Raw genomic sequence first — 15,511 nt, 5'->3', positions numbered from 1 at the left:
GTGTGGCGGTGACCTGGCCGCGCTTGTGGCCCGTTTGCATTGGCCATCGCGGTTGTATTTCGAGAGTGTTAGCGTTCTCATCCCGGGCGTCAAGTAGCGGCGGCCGAGATGTTGCCGGAAGGAGACACTCCGTGTCTGCAGTCATCGGACCGGACCGCGGTCGCCCCGGCCCGGTCGCGCACGCCGGCGGCGGGCCCGACCTGGACGCCGTCGAGCCACCGCTGCGCAAGGTCGGCATGCGCGACGTGGCCCGCCTCGCCGGCGTGTCACATCAGACGGTGTCCCGGGTCCTCAACGACCTGCCGAATGTGAGCGCGGCCACCCGCGAGCGCGTCCTGGACGCCGTGCGGGTGCTCAACTACCGCCGCAATCTGGCCGCCCGCACCCTGGTCACGGCCCGCTCGCGCACGATCGGCCTGATCGGCTTCGAGACCACGCTGGCCGGCCCGGCATCGATGATCTACGGCATCGAGAAGGCCGCACGCGAGGCCGGCTACTACGTCAGCATCGCCACGATCCGCTCGCTGGAGCGCCACGCCGTGCTGGACGCGGTCGAGCAGCTGTGCGCCCAGGCGGTCGAGGGCATCATCGCGATCGCCCCGAAAAACTCCGTCGCCGACGCCCTGACCCAGGTCCCGCCCGGCACCCCCGCCGTCGGCGTCGGCGGCGCGGACGACGGCTTCGTGCCGATGCTGCGCGTCGACAACGTCCGCGGCGCCTGCCTGGCGACCAGCCACCTGCTCGGCCTCGGCCACGAGACGGTCCACCACGTCCCGGGACCTGCCGACTGGCCCGAGGCCCGCGACCGCATCGACGGCTGGCGCCAGACCCTGCACGCCGCCGGCGCCCCGGTCCCCGCCATCGAGCCCGGCGACTGGAGCGCCCGCTCGGGCTACCTGCGCGGCCAGCGCCTGGCGTCGAACCCCCGCGTGACGGCCGTGTTCTGCGGCAACGACCACATCGCGCTCGGCGTGCTGCGCGCGTTCCACGAGGCCGGCCGCGCCGTCCCCACCCGCGTCAGCGTCGTCGGCTTCGACGACACGCCCGAGTCCGGGTACTTCCTGCCGCCGCTCACGACGATCCACCAGGACTTTGCGGAGCTGGGCCGCCGCAGCGTCGAACTGCTCGTGGCGCAGCTGGCCGGCACGCCCGCGCCGGACGTCGGCCCCGTGCATCTTTCACCGCACCTGGTCGTGCGCGCGTCCGCAAACTCCGCGCCGTAGCCCTTTCCGCCGTGGTCGCGCGTGGTCGTTGCGCTTCGCCGTGCGCGGTTGCGGGTCGGGCTTCACGCTACGGTGGCCCGCGTGACGCGGTACCTTCTCGTGCCCGGCCGTGGCATCCCGTTCCCCGGCCACTGGTCGCGGGCCTGGGTGCGCGACCACCCGGAGTTCCGTTGGGCGCCCGAGCCTCCCGGCCCGCCCTACGTCGCCGCCGACCGGGTCGCGGCCCTGCACGCGTCGATCAGCGCCACGGACGAGCCCGCGATCCTCGTCGCGCACAGCGCCGGATGCCTGACCGTCGCCGTCTGGGCCGCGCAGCACACCGGCCCCGTCCGCGCCGCCCTGCTGGTCACGCCGCCGTACCTCGACCCCGCCTGGGCCCCCGCCCCGGGCGAGACCGTCGACGTCTTCATCGACCAGGTGCCCCGCGGCGCGCTGCCGTTCCGCTCGATCGTGGTCGCGAGCCGCAACGACCCGATGACGACGTTCGAGCAGTTCGAGGCGTACGCGCGGGACTGGGGCCCGCAGCTGCACGACGCCGGCGCGGTCGGCCATCTGGACTCCAGGACCGGATTCGGCCCCTGGCCCGACGGCGAGCGCCTGGCCCGATCGCTGGCCTCGCCTGCACAGCCCTGACCGGAGCGCGCCAGCGACCGCACCACACCGCGGCGCGCCGAACACCGCGCCGAGCCGGGCCGTGGACGCGTGCGCCGGCGGGCGGGCGTGCGCGCGAGGCGACTTGCTGGCACCTTGCGAGCAGGCTGCGTCCGTGGCGGTCGAGTCACGGGCATCGGGCGGCGTCGAAGCGAAGCCAACCCCGTCGGCGGCCGCACCGTTCTCCCTCACGCTACCCCACGCCACCAAAACGGCGCCGGATCCGCTCACCCAGCGTGAAAAGGCGTCACGCGGAGCGAGGAGCCGCGGTGCTGCGGCGCAGGATCAGGGTCGGGGCCACGCGCGGGTCGGGCGACGGGCGGTCGGGGCCCTCGCGCAGGTCCGCCTCGATCAGGCGGAGCAGCGCGGCGATGCAGCGGCGGCCGACCTCGTCGAAGTCCTGGCGGATCGTGGTCAGGGGTGGCGACAGGAACTCGGCCTCCGGGATGTCGTCGAAGCCGACGATGCTCACGTCGTCGGGGACGCGGATGCCGCGCTCGTGGAAGGCGCGCATCATGCCCAGGGCCATCTGGTCGTTGCCGGCGAAGACCGCGGTGACGTCGTCGCGGGCGGCGAGCTCCAGGCCGGCGTCGTACCCCGAACGGGCGCTCCAGTCGCCGGTCATGATGGGCGGGGCGGGCAGGCCGGCCTCCTCCAGCGTGAGGCGCCAGCCCTCGATGCGGCCGTGGGTCTCGAGCCAGTCGCGGGGGCCCGAGAGGTGCCAGACCTTGCGGTGGCCCAGATCGAGCAGGTGCCGCACCGCCAGGCGGGCGCCGGTGACCTGGTCGACGGAGATGGCCGGGACCTCGCCGCCGGCGTCGGTCTCCACGGCGACCGCGGCCATGCCGAGCGGCATGTTGTGCAGGGCGGCGACGGCGGCGGTTTGCGGTGCGATGACGACGACGCCCGCGACGGACTGGTCGGCCAGGGCGGACAGCGCGGACACCATGCCGGCGTGGTCGACGCGCTCCAGGGTCACGATGCTGACGCCGTAGCCGGCGGCGCGGGCCGCGCGCTCGATGCCGAGCAGCGTGGAGGCGGGGCCGTAGAGGATGGTGTCGAAGGAGACGACGCCGACGACGCGCGAGCGGCGGCCGGCCAGGCCGCGGGCCATCGCGTTGGGGCGGTAGTTGAGCTGACGGACGGCCTCGAGCACGCGCTCGCGAGTCGCGGGGCTGACGCTCGGGTGGTCGTTGAGGACCCGGGACACCGTCTGGTGCGACACCCCGGCAAGCCGGGCCACGTCGTTCATGACGGCTGCCCGGTTGTGGCTGGTTGCGCGCATGTCCCTCCCCCCGCTGTTGATGTTAGCGCTGCCACGATAAGCCCGTACGCCTGGCATCACGTGGTGCCGGTCACGCAAAATGACCGTTCGGCTGACCTGATGCAGGAATCCCGACCCCACACTCAACGAAACACTACGGAATGCGACAGGGCCGCCGGGGGCGGGAAGCGGGCCGCTGGGAACGTTCCCAGCGATGGGTGTCCACAATGGAGCCCCGCGCCGGAGGTGTGGTGTCAGCCCGTCAGGCGCTCCAGTTCGCGCAGCACGGCCGCGGCGCCGTCCTCCTCGGCCAGGCGGGCGGCCAGGGCCTCGGCCCGGTGCCGGTACGCCGGCTCGCCCACCGCCTCCCGCAGCGCCGCCGCCAGCCGCCCGGCGCTGAGCCGGCGCCGCGGGATCGCGTCGGGCGCGACGCCCAGCAGTCGTAGGCGCTGCGCCCAGAACGGCTGGTCGACCAGGACCGGCACGGGCACCGCCGGCACTGCGGCGCGCAGCCCGGCCGCCGTCGTGCCGGCGCCGGCGTGATGTACCACCGCCGCCATCCGCGGGAAGAGCCACTCGTGCGGCACGTCGTCGACGCCGATGACGTCGTCGCCGGCGCCGGCGCTCAGGCCCGCCCAGCCGGCGCTCACCACGGCCCGCACGCCGGCCCGCCGCACCGCGGACACGAGCAGGGCCGACAGCGCGGCGCGGTGCCGGGCGGGCATGCTGCCGAACCCGATGTACACCGGCGGCGGGCCGGCGTCGAGGAAGTCCGCGAGCTCGGGCGCGGGCCGGAACTGCGGCTCGGGCGCCGGCCACCAGTAGCCGACGGGCCGGTGCCACGCCGGCCAGTCCGGCGGCGCGGGCAGCACCAGCGGGCTGTAGCCGTAGAGGATGGGCCAGCGCCGGGCCTGCTGGGCGGCCAGCCACGCCGACGGCGTCGTCGGCGGCAGTCCCAGCTGCGCGCGCAGCCCGGCGACGGCGTGGCGGAACGGCCGCTGCCCGACGTTGAGCAGCAGCGACGCCAGCCGGAAGTTGGCCGCGCGGCCGAGGGAGCGGGTGGCCAGCGTCGGCGGCGGGAACTCCCGCGTGGGCGAGAGCGGCTGCAGGTACACGCCGAGGCTGGCAATCCCGAGCCCCTCGGCGATGTGCACGCCGAACCAGCTGGTCGGGGTGACCAGCAGCACGTCGGCGCCGCGCGCGGCCTCCAGCATCGCCGTGGCCAGCGGCACCGCGTGCTCGGCGACGACCCGGTTGACGGCCATCGTCATCCGCACCAGCCCGCGGTCGGCGAAGCGCTTCTGCAGCTGCTCCTGGGCGTCCATCGGCAACAGGTGGAAGCCGAGCCCGTGCCGGCGCACGAGGGGCTCGAAGGCGGCGTGCGTGGCGATGGTGACCGGATGGCCGGCCTCCTGCAGCCGTACGCCGAGCCCGGTGTACGGCGCGACGTCGCCCCGGCTGCCGATCGCCATGATTGCCACTCGCGCCATGCGCCGATCATCCCTCCGCACACTGTGACCGCCCTGAGCGGTGCGGCGCGCGGGGGTCGACGGATGCCATACTCGGCTCATGCCGGACGCGGGGGCGCGATGGCCGGGCTATGCCGCGGCCGCGTGGGGTGTGCTGTTCGCCGTGCCGAGCCTGTTCTGGGCGCTCGGCAACGACTTCGGGGCCTCGACGACGGTGTCGCCGTCGCTGGTCGAGCTGGCGCAGGACGGGGTCGCCTGGTTCCTGGCGGTGCTGTGGGCCACGGTCGTGCTCAAGCTCGTCGCCGCCGCCATCGGCCTCGGGCTGACCCGCTCGTGGGGCCCGGCCGCCGGGCGGCTGCTGGTCTGCTGCGGCTGGGGCGCCGGCGTGCTGCTGGCCTGGCACGGCCTGCTGTTCATCGTCCAGGGCCTCCTGGTCGAGGCCGGCGCCGTCGCCATCGACCCGGCGCTGCGCGGCATCAGCCGGTGGTACCTCTACCTCTGGGGCCCCTGGTTCCTGCTGGGCGGCCTGGCCTTCGCCGCGGCGGCGCGGCGGTACGTGCGACGCTCCCCCGACGGCCGCGCCACCCGGATCGCGGGCCTGGTCGGCGCCGGGGGCGCGCTCGCGCTGTCCGCGGCCGCGCTCGTCTCCGGCCTCGGCTGACCCGTTACCGGGACGGTCCGTCAGGCGCCGCGGAAGTGCTCACGGGCCGCGTCGAGACCGTCGCCGGACCCGTTGTCGAAGACCCGGAAGAACTTCCACGTGTACCCGTACGGGTCGACGACCTCGGCGTACCGCTCGCCCCACGGGGCGTCGGCGGGCCCGGCGCCGACCACGCAGCCCGCCGCGGCGGCGCGCCGGGTCAGCTCGTCGACGTCGTCCGGTGCGTCCGCCGCGATGCCGATGACCACCCCGAGGCCACGCGGCCCGGCGACGGTGTGCCGCTCCCGCTCCGTGTCGGGGAACGGCAGCCCCTCGAGCGCGTCGACGAGCAGCTGCAGCGGGCCGCGGCGGGCGATCGCCATCACCGGGCGGCCGCCGGGGGCGGGCACGACGCCGACCGGGACGAAGCCGAAGCGCTCGTACAGCTCGAGGGCCGCGCCGACGTCATCGACCCGCAGCCCGATCCGCACCGGAGGTTCGCCGCCCACCCGGCGACGCTACCCCGGCGGTCCTCGCGTCGTCCGCCCACCGGGCCCGCAGCCGCTGCGCAACCGCGAACCCGGCACTGCCGAGCAGCAGCACACCCCCGCTGACGACCAGCAGCGCAGACCCGAGGTCGAACGGCACCAGCGCCACGGCGAGGAACCCGAGCGCGAACAGCAGCATCGCGGCCCGCCGCTCCAGCCAGGCCAGCGCGAGCAGCGCCAGCCCGATCACCCCGGTCGGATCGAGCACCCGGACCAGATACGGCACGAACGCCGCGCGGTCATCGGCCTGGCTCGGCCCGCCGAGCCCGCGGGCGGACGCCACGACGGTCACGGACAGCGCGGCGAACGCGACGCCGCCGAGCACGTACGGCAGCAGCCGAAACCCGCGACCTCGGCACGCCCGGGCGATCACCACGTACCCGAGCACCAGGCCGGCCCACCAACAGAACTGCACGGCCCGGCACGCAGGCCCGCAGCCGTCGACGACCGGCCGGTACACCGGAATCGCCCAGAGCGCCACCACCCCCAGCACCAGCAGCGGCAGCCAGGTCTCCCGATGCCCGGGCCGCCCCTGCCGCGTCTCCCCGCCGACGCCACCAGATCCTGAAGTCACGCCAATAGGTTTCCATAACAAACCTGTCTGCGCCAGTGCACGGCCGGTGTTCGAGGCGGGGCGCCCGACGCCCCTCAGGCCGATGCCAAGCGGGCCGCCACCAACCGGCGCAGCTCCGCAGCCACCTCCCGGTCCCGCATGGCCCGCTCGATCAACGCCACATCCGGGTCGCGCGAGCTCAGGTAGGCCAGCAGGGGCTCGTAGCGGTCCGGCCGATCGCGCACCAGTTCGGTCACCAGCCGCAGCTCCAGGCGCACCGCCGGGACCACATGGTGCGCCACCGGCAGCTCGACGAAGTGCTTCCAAGGCCCGGTGCCGGCGCACTCGAAGGTGTCGCCGGCGGCCGCATACTCGACCGTGCTCGCCTCCACCTTGAAGCCCTCGACCTCGAAGCTCGCGTAATACTGCGACGCCGCCGCAAGCCAGTTGGGCGGCACCAGGCAGCGGTGCGCGGACAGCGCGGTGGCGAAGCGGTCGACGTCCGGCCGCGTGGCCATCAGGATGTCGATGTCACCGGCCCGCAGCGGCACGCCCTGCGCCAGCGCCGCCGCGGTCCCCGCCAGGCGGTAGTCGCACCCGGCCGGCCCGGCGGTGCGCAGCAGATCGAGCACCAGCACCAGGATCCGGTGCAGGTCGGCCCGGTCGCGAAACGGCCTGGGTCCCCCGTTGTTCTCCTCCATGGCCGCATTCTGCACCGAAGGTACGACACTTTCCGGCGCCTGCGGAGCACCGCCATCGATGTAAGGTCGACCCGGGACAGACGACGGGGAGGGGTGCCGTGGGACTGCCGGAGTGGGTGCCGGACGGGGTCGACATCACCACGCCGAACGCGGCGCGGGTCTACGACTACACGCTCGGCGGGTTTCACAACTTCGAGGTGGATCGCGAGTTCGCCGAGGCGGCCCAGCGGGCGTGGCCCGGCATCTTCCAGCTCGCGCACGCCAACCGGGCCTATCTCGGCCGGGCCGTGCAGTGGCTGACCGACCAGGGCGTGCGGCAGTTCCTCGACATCGGCTCGGGCATCCCGACGCTGGGCAACGTGCACGAGGTGGCGCAGGCGACGGCGCCCGAGGCCCGGGTCATGTATGTCGACATCGACCCCGTCGCCGTCGCGCACAGCCGGCACATCCTGGCCGACAACCCGCGGGCCGGCGCGATCAGCGGCGACCTGCGCCGGCCCGACGAGATCCTGTCGCACCCCGAGGTGCTCGCGATGATCGACTTCTCGGAGCCGGTCGCGTTGCTGCTCATGGCCGTGCTGCACTTCGTGTCCGACGAGGACGCGCCCGGTGCGATGATCAAGCGGTTCGACGAGGCGACCGTCTCCGGCAGCCACGTCGCGCTCTCGCACGGGATTCCCGCCGAGGCCAAGTCCGAGCAGCAGGACCAGGTCCGCACGCTGTACCGGCGCACGCCCACCGCCGTGCACCTGCGCACCCCCGAGCAGGTGGCCGCGCTCATCGACGGATGGGACCTCGTTGCCCCGGGCCTGGTGCCGATCACCTCGTGGCACCCGGACCCCTACGAGGACGAGGCGCCGCAGCCGGCCGTCCTGGCCGCCGTCGCGCGCAAAGGGACGACACCGAGTCCGTGATAGCACGATAGGGCTGGATTTGCCGGAGGGCGGCCCGCAATAATCACTTGCTGGAGGCAAGCACTTCTCGTCTCCGGTTTAGTGCGTCATGTCCTGGAAAGGGTCGCCCACATGACGGAAACCGGCGCGGGCAGCGCGGACGAGCGGGTGGCGGCGTTCGCCGCGACCTGGGACCGCACACTGCCCGCCGGCACCAGCTTCGTGCGCGGCGGGCGGACCCGGCGCCGGCGGCTGCTCGAGGGTTTCACGCACCGTCTCGTCGCGGCGTTACGCGGCGCCGACTTCGACCGCGCGGACGGCTACCGGGTCGGGCACGACATGGTGTACGCCGCCCTCGCCGATCCCCGGGTCCTGCTGGCCAGCTCCCGGCTGCTGCGCGAGCAGCTGCTCGACGCGGTCGGGCTGCGCGACGCGCGGGCCGCGGGCCGGCTCACCGAACTGCTCGACGAGCTCGCGCACGGGTTCACCACGGCGATGCGGGCGCAGGTGTGGGCGGCCGCCGAGTCGCTCGGGCGCGGCGAGCGCGCGGCCTGGCGGGACCGGCAGCGCGACCTCGAGCGGCGGGTCAACCACGCGCTGATGCACGACCCGCTGACCGGGCTGCCCAACCGGGCCGGCCTGATCGCGCTGCTGCGCGACGGCGGGGCCGGGCGGCGGGCGGTGTGCCTGGTCAACCTGCGCCGGTTCGGCGCCGTCAACCAGCTGCTCGGGCACGAGGCCGGCGACCGGCTGCTGCGCGGCATCGCCGAGCGGCTCGGCGCGCTCGCCGCCGAGCGCGGGCACGACCTCGCCCACCTCGGCGGGGACACGTTCGTGCTCGTCGCGGCGGGCACGACCGGGGTCGACGACGCCGTCAAGATCGCCGATGCGGCCCTGCGCGCGGTGCCCGTCGCGTGGAAGGTCGACGGGCACGACGTGCCGGTCGCGGCGCGGGCCGGCGTGGTGGAGTGCGCGGCCGGGTCCGCCGGGCCGGACGAGCTGCTGCGCCAGGCGTCGATGGCCCTGGACTGGGCCCGTCACGACGGCACGGCCTGGGCCGTCTACGACGCCGGCCGCGCCACCGCGCACCTGCGCCGCCACGAGCGGGCCAACGCGCTGCCCGAGGCCCTGACCGCGGGGACGGTGACGGCGGCGTACCAGCCGATCGTCCGCCTCGAGGACCACGCCGTCGTGGGCATGCACGCGCTGCCGCGCTGGGTGCACCCGGCGACCGGTCCGGTGCCGGAGGCGGAGCTGCTGCGCCTGGCCGGCCAGAGCGGCCTGCTGCCCCGGCTCGGGCGGCGGCTGCTGGCCGGCGCGTGCGCCCGCGCCGCCCGCTGGCCCGACAACGCGCACGCGGGCCGCCTGCCGCGCCGGCTGCCCGGCGGGCCGCACGACGCCGGCCGGCACGACGGCCGGCCGCGCACCGAACGGCCGGCCCGCACGCCGGTCGGCGCGCCGTTCGTGAGCCTCGACGTGACCGTGGAACAGCTGCGCCACCCCGACTTCGCCGCTACGGTCGCCGGTGTACTGCGGGACACGGCGCTGCCGCCCGCCCGCCTGCACCTGGCCGTGCCCGAGCACGCCCTGCACGACCCGACCGACGCCGCCGCGTTCGCCCTCGACGGCCTCGACCGGGCCGGCGTGCGCATCGCGGTGGCGCAGGTCGGCATCGGCCACGCCAACCTGACCGCCACCCCGGTGCACAGCGTCCGGCTCGACCCGCAGCTCATCTCGGGCCTCGAACCGACCGAGCCGGGGCACCGCTCCAACCTGTCGATGACCCGCTGGCTCATCTCGATGTTCCACGACCTGGCCATCTCGGTGACCGCGACCGGCGTCGACCTGCGCGGGCAGATGACGGCGCTGCAGCTGCTCGAGTGCGACGCCGGCCTCGGCCGGGCGCTGGGCAAGCCGATGACCGCCGACGCCGCCGACGCGCTGTTCGGCCTGCCCCAGCTGCCGCCGGCGACCCGCAGCGACCAGTAGGGCCCGGTCGCCGCCGCTGCCGGGCACCGGGCGTTACGCGGCGGCGATCAGGTCCGCGCAGGCGCGCGGGTCGTCCGCGAAGGGAAGGTGGCCGCAGCCGGGCAGCCGGACGTGGCGGGCCGAGGGCAGCAGCGCCTGCGCGCGGCGGGCCTGGAACGCCGGCAGGATCAGGTCCCGCGTACCCCAGGCGATGGTGACCGGGATGTCCGGCAGCGGGCCGGCGAACCGGTGGTGGGCGAAGGCCGCGCGCGCCGCGGCGAACCCGGGCGCGGTGGCGAGGTGGCGGGCGTCGGCGACCCCGGCCCGCGGGTCGACGCGGCCCGGGTGGCCGAAGAACAGCCCGAACAGCGCAACGCGGCCGGCGGTCGTGCGGGACAGGGCCGGCAGCGCCGGGGCGAACCCGCGGGCGCAGATCTTCGCCGCGGTCACCGACGCCTGGCACCAGCGGCGCGAGACCGGGCCCCAGAAGCCGATCGGGGAGAACGCCGTCACCGAGCGGGCCGCGCCGCGCCGGCCGAGCTCCAGGGCCACCCCGCCGCCCATCGAGCTGCCCGCGACATGGAACGGCCCGTCGCCCGCGAGGCGCTGCACCTCGTCGGCGAGGTCGGGCACGCTCGCGCCGGCCAGGGTCGGGGCGAGCACGGCGAAGCGCTCCTCGAGCATCGGCAGGACCGGCGCCCATACCTGCCACCGGCTGCCGATGCCGTGCAGCAGCACCAGCGGCTCGCCCCGGCCGCCGCGGTGGGTGCAGAGCGCCACGGCCGAATCGTAGGTTGTTGACAGCCCGACAACAACCGGGCACCGTGCTGGCATGCCCGCGGCGGACGTCGACTACGACGTCATCATCATCGGCTCCGGCTTCGGCGGCAGCGTGTCCGCGCTGCGGCTGGCCGAGAAGGGGTACCGCGTCGGCGTCCTCGAGGCCGGCCGCCGCTTCGCCGACGAGGACTTCGCCCGCACCTCGTGGCGTGCCCGCCGCTCGGCTCGCCCTACGTGCGCCTGGAGGTGCCCCGTCATGACTGAGGTCGTCGCCGAGCGCGGCCGCCGCCTCGAGCCCGACGAGCGCCGCGAGCAGATCCTGTCGTGCGCCGTGAAGCTCTTCGGCCGCCGGCCCTACGCCGAAGTGTCCACAACGGACATCGCCGACGCCGCCGGCGTCGCCCGCGGGCTCATCAACCACTACTTCGGCACCAAGAAGGGCCTGTTCATCGAGGCCGTGCGGGTGCTCGTGACGATCCCGGCGGTCGCGGTCGAGCAGCTGCCGGAGGGCGACCTGGCCACCCGCGTCGACGCGAGCGTCACCTGGTTCCTCGACGTCGTGTCCCGGCACAGCACCTCGTGGCTGGCCGCGGTCGACGGCGGCGGCGTGGGCCGCGACCCGGACGTGCAGCGGGTGCTCGCCGAGGCCGACGACGTCGCCGCGGAGAGCATCCTCGTCGCCGTCGGGTTGGCGGATGCCGAGGAGCACCGCGAGCAGCTGCGGGCGATGATCCGCGCGTACTGCGGCCTGGCCAAGGCCACCGCCCGCGAGTGGCTCGAGCGGGGCGCCCTCGACCGGGCGCAGGTCCACGCGCTGCTGGCCACGACGCTCATCACCCTCGTGCGGGACGTGATCCCGGCCGCGATCGGGCGCCGGCCGTGACCCGCGTCGCCGTCGTCGGCGCCGGGTTCGGCGGCATCGCCGCGGCGCACCTGCTGCGGCGGGCCGGCTTCACCGACCTGACGATCTTCGAGCGGGCCGGCGACGTCGGCGGCGTGTGGCGGGACAACACCTATCCCGGGTGCGCCTGCGACATTCCCGCGCCGCTGTACTCCTACTCGTTCGCCCTCAACCCCGACTGGTCGCAGCGCTTCCCGCCGCGGGCGGAGATCCACGAGTACCTGCGCCGCTGCGTGCGCGACTTCGGCCTCGAGCCCCACCTGCGGCGCAACTCCGGCGTCGCCGAGGCGGCCTGGACCGGCCGCGCGTGGCGGCTGACCCTCGAGGACGGCCACGCCGAGGAGTTCGACGTGCTCGTCCCGGCCACCGGCCAGCTGTCGCGGCCGGTGATCCCGGCCATCCCGGGCGCCGAGGACTTCGCCGGGCGGGCCACGCACACCGCCGGCTGGGATCCGGCGATCGACGTGTCCGGCAGGCGCATCGGCGTGATCGGCACCGGCGCCAGCGCCGTCCAGTTCGTGCCCGCCGTCGCCGGCCGGGCCGCCCGCGTCACCGTGTTCCAGCGCAGCGCGCCCTGGACGCTGCCGAAGCCCAACCGGAGGTACGGCCGAATCCGCAGACGGCTCAACCACGCCTTCCCGTGGCTGATGCGCGCGGCCCGGGCCGGGACGTGGGCGCTGACCGTGGTGACCGGGCGGGCCGTCACCGGCCGCCCGCTGTCGCGCCGGCTCGTCCAGGCGATCTCGGCCGGGCAGCGGTTCGTCCAGGCGCGGCGGCTGCGGGGCCGGGTGACGCCGGACTACGCGATGGGGTGCAAGCGGGTGCTGTTCACCGGCGACTGGTACCGCACCCTGCGCTCCCCGCACGTCAACCTCGTCACCGACGACATCCTGCAGATCACCGGGGCCGGCGTGCACACCGCCGACGGCGCGGTGTACGACTGCGACCTGCTGGTGTACGCCACCGGCTTCGCCGCCACCGCGTTCCTGACGCCCATGCGCGTGACCGGCCGCGACGGCCTGGCCCTCGACGACGTGTGGGCGGGCGGGGCCTACGCGCACCTGGGTATCACGGTGCCGGGCTTCCCGAACATGTTCCTGATGTACGGGCCGAACACGAACACCGGCAACACCTCGGTGGTGTACTTCCTCGAGGCCCAGGCCCGCTACATCGTCCAGGCGGTGCGGGCGATCGCCGCGTCCGGGCCCCTTGAGGTGCGCGCCGACGTCGCGGCGGCGTTCGACGCGGAGATGCAGCGGCGGCTCGCCACCAGCGTCTGGACCGGCTGCTCGAGCTGGTACCGCACCGGCACCGGCCGGGTCGTCACGAACTGGCCGGGGATGGCTTCGGAGTATCGCGCCCGGACCGCGCGCCTTGACCGAACCGCATTCTGAAGTCGCCGGCCACCAGCGACAGGATCGGCCGGCGCCCGGCCAGGAAGGCCAGCGGGCCACCCGGTTCGATCGCCCAGCGGACCCGGGCCGGTCCGCAGCGGGCGGTGGCCCGCACCGGCGTGGTCTTCGCGGCGCCGGCCAGGGCCTGCACGACCCGGAACCCGATGGGCAGCCGGACGCCCGGCCGCCCGCGCAGGCCGACCCCGGCGATCCCGGCGGCGTCCGCGCGCTCGTCGGTCAGCTCGAACGTCGCCAGGTCCTTCGGGATGCCCCACAGCGCCCGGCCGCCGTCGCGGGATTCGACGCTGTCGACCCAGATGTGGGTGATCGTCACGCGCGGTCGCAGCCCGGCCCGCACCAGCACCGCGGCGAGGAGCTCGCGGTAGCTCAGGTCGCCGCCCGGCCGGTAGTCCACCCAGGCCGCCCCGATGACCGCGCGCCCGCCGATCCGCACCACCCGCACCGCGCCGGCCAGCTCCGCGGGCAGGGCCGGGACGGCGGCGGCGGGCAGCACGAACACCGAGACGTACATCCGGCCGCGCAGCGACCAGGGCTCCGCCGGATAGGCCATGCCCGGCACTGTACGCCTCTTGGCAGACTGCCAACAACGGTCGGCGTTCCCCGTCCACGCCGGCCGGATTTCTGCTAAGGCCGGGCGCGGGCGGGCCGATACAGCGCGCATGACGGCCGACCCCTATACGCCTTCGCGTCGCCTGCCGGAGCACGGCTCAGCGAATCCGTACGCCACCTACGTGGACCTCGAGGCGCCCCCGCCGGTCGCCCCGCCGCCGCCCGTGCCGGCCCATACCCCGCCCCCCGCCGCCTACCTCCCGCCGCCGGCGCACACCCGCCGCTCGCGCGGCGTCGGCAAGGTGCTGGCCGTCGTCGCCGTCCTGGTCGCCGCGGGCGGGGCCGGCGCCGGCTACGGCGTCAGCGCCGTCGCCAAGTCGAGGATCTGCGACCAGCTCGCCACCGTCACCGGCCCCGACTCGCCGCAGCCGCCGAACCTCGCCGACGTCGAACTGCCCGACACGTACGGGTACGCGATCGGCTACATGGGTCCCAAGATGCACCGGTCCGCCAACCGGCTGATCGTCCACCCCGCGCTGCGCAACGCCGTCGACAACCTCTACGACGACCTGATGCGGATGCTGGAGCTGAAGAAGTCCGGCGCGACCACCGCGAGCGACGAGGGCACGGTGCAGGAGGTCGTGCTCGTGGTGGGCAACATCGACGCCCACATGAAGGACGCCCAGCGGGCCTGCGGGCAGCCGGTCACCGGCATCCTCAAGAACTGACCCGGTAGCGGCGGCGCGCCCGGACGAACACGAACGCGGCGCCGCCGAGCAGGGCGACGCCGGCCCCGCCGAGCGCGAGGGCGGGACCCGTCCGCCCAGACGACGCCTTGGCCGCCGGGTCGCCGCTCGCCGCGACGGCGGGCGCGGCCGTGGCGGCGGCCGGCGACGGCTTGTGCAGCGCGGCCGCCTCCTCGGGCGTGACGAGCCGGCCGACGGCGCTGCCGGCCGGGCGCGCGAACCCCCAGTCGAGCAGCATCGTGCCCTGCTTCCAGGCGCGGGCGGGCACCACCTCGGCGCCCATGACGGTGACGACCAGCCGCCGGCCGTTGCGCTGGGCGGCGCCGACGTACGTGTGCCGGGCCTCGTCGGTGAAGCCGGTCTTGCCGCCGATCGCGCCCGCGTACTCGGTCAGCAGCTTGTTCTCGTTCTGGATCTGGAAGCCCTTCGGGTCCTTCGGCGGCTGGGCGGGCCACTGGAAGGTGGGCGCGGTGTCGTACTTCAGGAACTCCGGCCGGTCGAAGTCCTCACGGGCGATGAGCGCGAGGTCGTAGGCGCTGGTGAACTGCTCGGGCGCGTCGAGCCCGGAGGGGGTGACCGCGTGGGTGTCGTCGGCGCCCAGCCGGTGCGCCTCGGCGTTCATGGCGGCGACCGTCGCCGGCACCCCGCCGTCGCCGCCCGCGGTCCGCGCGAGGGCGTTGGCGGTGTCGTTGCCGGACTCGAGCAGCAGCCCGTACCAGAGCGTGGAGACCGGGTAGTGCCCGCCGGGGATCATCCCGACGGCGGAGCTGTCGGCCGGCAGGTCGAGGTCGGCGTCGGTGGCCTCGACGACCTGGTCGGGGCTGAGCTTGGGCAGGACGGTCGCGGCGAGCAGCAGCTTCTGCACGCTGGCCGGCCGCCGGCGCAGGTGCGGCGCGCACGCCCCGAGCACCTCGCCGGTGTCGAGGTCGGCGACCACCCACGACATCGCCGACAGCGTCGGCGGCGCGGGGGCCCCGTCGGGCACGGCGAGCCCCGCGGTCCCCATCCGTTCCCCGCCGACGACGGGCGCACCCGGATCGCGCTCGGGCGAGGCCGGCGTGGGCGGGATGGTGGGGATCGACGCATACGGGCACGGCACGGAGGCGGCCGGCGACGGCGCCTCGACCGGCACGGGAGCCAGCGCCAGGGCCGCGCTCAGCGCGGCGCTCAGCAGACGCCGGTCTCCCATGCCGGGCAGCCTACCGACCCG

The 15,511-nt window shown here is 75.1% G+C and carries 16 protein-coding genes and 1 pseudogene; 9 read left to right on the top strand and 8 right to left on the bottom strand.

Annotated elements, in window-relative coordinates; all coding sequences use genetic code 11:
* Positions 1–236 precede the first annotated feature (236 nt).
* Positions 237–1,223, top strand: a complete 987-nt coding sequence (locus tag ACQEVU_RS24985) for a LacI family DNA-binding transcriptional regulator (protein WP_433335060.1) — start codon at positions 237–239, stop codon at positions 1,221–1,223.
* An 81-nt stretch (positions 1,224–1,304) separates the two neighbouring features.
* The gene (locus tag ACQEVU_RS24980) at positions 1,305–1,856 is read left to right on the top strand and encodes an RBBP9/YdeN family alpha/beta hydrolase (RefSeq protein WP_433327495.1); all 552 of its coding nucleotides are present in this window, start codon (positions 1,305–1,307) and stop codon (positions 1,854–1,856) included.
* 265 nt (positions 1,857–2,121) lie between these two features.
* Here ACQEVU_RS24980 and ACQEVU_RS24975 read toward each other — a convergent pair whose 3' ends face one another.
* The gene (locus tag ACQEVU_RS24975; protein ID WP_433327493.1) at positions 2,122–3,159 is read right to left on the bottom strand and encodes a LacI family DNA-binding transcriptional regulator; all 1,038 of its coding nucleotides are present in this window, start codon (positions 3,157–3,159) and stop codon (positions 2,122–2,124) included.
* Between the two features lie 233 nt (positions 3,160–3,392).
* Positions 3,393–4,628, bottom strand: a complete 1,236-nt coding sequence (locus ACQEVU_RS24970; RefSeq protein WP_433327491.1) for a glycosyltransferase — start codon at positions 4,626–4,628, stop codon at positions 3,393–3,395.
* 79 nt (positions 4,629–4,707) lie between these two features.
* Between ACQEVU_RS24970 and ACQEVU_RS24965 the strand changes: the two genes are divergently transcribed.
* Positions 4,708–5,268, top strand: coding sequence for a DUF3995 domain-containing protein (locus ACQEVU_RS24965; RefSeq protein ID WP_433327489.1), 561 nt, complete (start codon positions 4,708–4,710; stop codon positions 5,266–5,268).
* A 20-nt stretch (positions 5,269–5,288) separates the two neighbouring features.
* Here the strand turns inward: ACQEVU_RS24965 and ACQEVU_RS24960 are convergent, their stop codons facing one another.
* The 3 genes from ACQEVU_RS24960 to ACQEVU_RS24950 all read right to left on the bottom strand — a co-directional run bounded on the left by ACQEVU_RS24960 (position 5,289) and on the right by ACQEVU_RS24950 (position 7,049).
* Positions 5,289–5,756, bottom strand: coding sequence for a VOC family protein (locus tag ACQEVU_RS24960; RefSeq protein ID WP_433327487.1), 468 nt, complete (start codon positions 5,754–5,756; stop codon positions 5,289–5,291).
* The gene (locus tag ACQEVU_RS24955) at positions 5,713–6,369 is read right to left on the bottom strand and encodes a hypothetical protein (RefSeq protein WP_433327485.1); all 657 of its coding nucleotides are present in this window, start codon (positions 6,367–6,369) and stop codon (positions 5,713–5,715) included. Before ACQEVU_RS24955 ends, ACQEVU_RS24960 begins: the two co-directional genes overlap by 44 nt.
* 74 nt (positions 6,370–6,443) lie before the next feature.
* Positions 6,444–7,049: a hypothetical protein gene (locus ACQEVU_RS24950; protein WP_433327483.1), complete on the bottom strand. Its 606-nt coding sequence runs from the start codon at positions 7,047–7,049 to the stop codon at positions 6,444–6,446.
* Between the two features lie 98 nt (positions 7,050–7,147).
* On the opposite strand from ACQEVU_RS24950, the gene ACQEVU_RS24945 reads away from it, so the two are divergent.
* A complete protein-coding gene (locus ACQEVU_RS24945) occupies positions 7,148–7,963 on the top strand; it encodes an SAM-dependent methyltransferase (protein ID WP_433327481.1) in 816 nt (271 codons plus the stop codon).
* 111 nt (positions 7,964–8,074) lie between these two features.
* Positions 8,075–9,931 (top strand): EAL domain-containing protein, encoded by a 1,857-nt coding sequence (locus ACQEVU_RS24940; RefSeq protein WP_433327479.1) that lies wholly within the window; start codon positions 8,075–8,077, stop codon positions 9,929–9,931.
* Positions 9,932–9,964: 33 nt separating this feature from the next.
* Here the strand turns inward: ACQEVU_RS24940 and ACQEVU_RS24935 are convergent, their stop codons facing one another.
* Entirely contained in the window at positions 9,965–10,690 is a 726-nt protein-coding gene (locus ACQEVU_RS24935; RefSeq protein WP_433327477.1) for an alpha/beta fold hydrolase, read from the bottom strand.
* A 52-nt stretch (positions 10,691–10,742) separates the two neighbouring features.
* Between ACQEVU_RS24935 and ACQEVU_RS24930 the strand changes: the two are divergent.
* From ACQEVU_RS24930 to ACQEVU_RS24920, 3 genes and pseudogenes are all read left to right on the top strand, one after another.
* Positions 10,743–10,916, top strand: a pseudogene (locus tag ACQEVU_RS24930) (FAD-dependent oxidoreductase); the annotation flags it as partial.
* Between the two features lie 30 nt (positions 10,917–10,946).
* Positions 10,947–11,573, top strand: a complete 627-nt coding sequence (locus tag ACQEVU_RS24925) for a TetR/AcrR family transcriptional regulator (protein WP_433335058.1) — start codon at positions 10,947–10,949, stop codon at positions 11,571–11,573.
* Positions 11,570–12,985, top strand: coding sequence for a flavin-containing monooxygenase (locus ACQEVU_RS24920; protein WP_433327475.1), 1,416 nt, complete (start codon positions 11,570–11,572; stop codon positions 12,983–12,985). The genes ACQEVU_RS24925 and ACQEVU_RS24920 overlap by 4 nt, the downstream gene beginning before the upstream one ends.
* Here ACQEVU_RS24920 and ACQEVU_RS24915 read toward each other — a convergent pair.
* On the bottom strand, positions 12,915–13,556 hold the full coding sequence (locus tag ACQEVU_RS24915; RefSeq protein ID WP_433327473.1) for an acetoacetate decarboxylase family protein: 642 nt from the start codon (positions 13,554–13,556) through the stop codon (positions 12,915–12,917). The genes ACQEVU_RS24920 and ACQEVU_RS24915 overlap by 71 nt on opposite strands.
* A 109-nt stretch (positions 13,557–13,665) precedes the next feature.
* Here ACQEVU_RS24915 and ACQEVU_RS24910 point away from each other — a divergent pair, with 109 nt between their 5' ends.
* The gene (locus tag ACQEVU_RS24910) at positions 13,666–14,283 is read left to right on the top strand and encodes a hypothetical protein (protein ID WP_433327471.1); all 618 of its coding nucleotides are present in this window, start codon (positions 13,666–13,668) and stop codon (positions 14,281–14,283) included.
* On the opposite strand, the gene ACQEVU_RS24905 is transcribed toward ACQEVU_RS24910, so the two are convergent.
* Positions 14,273–15,490 (bottom strand): D-alanyl-D-alanine carboxypeptidase family protein, encoded by a 1,218-nt coding sequence (locus ACQEVU_RS24905; RefSeq protein ID WP_433327469.1) that lies wholly within the window; start codon positions 15,488–15,490, stop codon positions 14,273–14,275. The two genes, ACQEVU_RS24910 and ACQEVU_RS24905, sit on opposite strands and share 11 nt — an antisense overlap.
* Between the last annotated feature and the right edge of the window lie 21 nt (positions 15,491–15,511).

This window comes from Dactylosporangium sp. CA-139066 (genome assembly GCF_050936175.1).
In the GTDB taxonomy this organism is placed as follows: Bacteria; Actinomycetota; Actinomycetes; order Mycobacteriales; family Micromonosporaceae; genus Dactylosporangium.
Note: the sequence above shows the minus strand (reverse complement) of the source record. Positions and strands in the feature narration are given on the sequence as shown.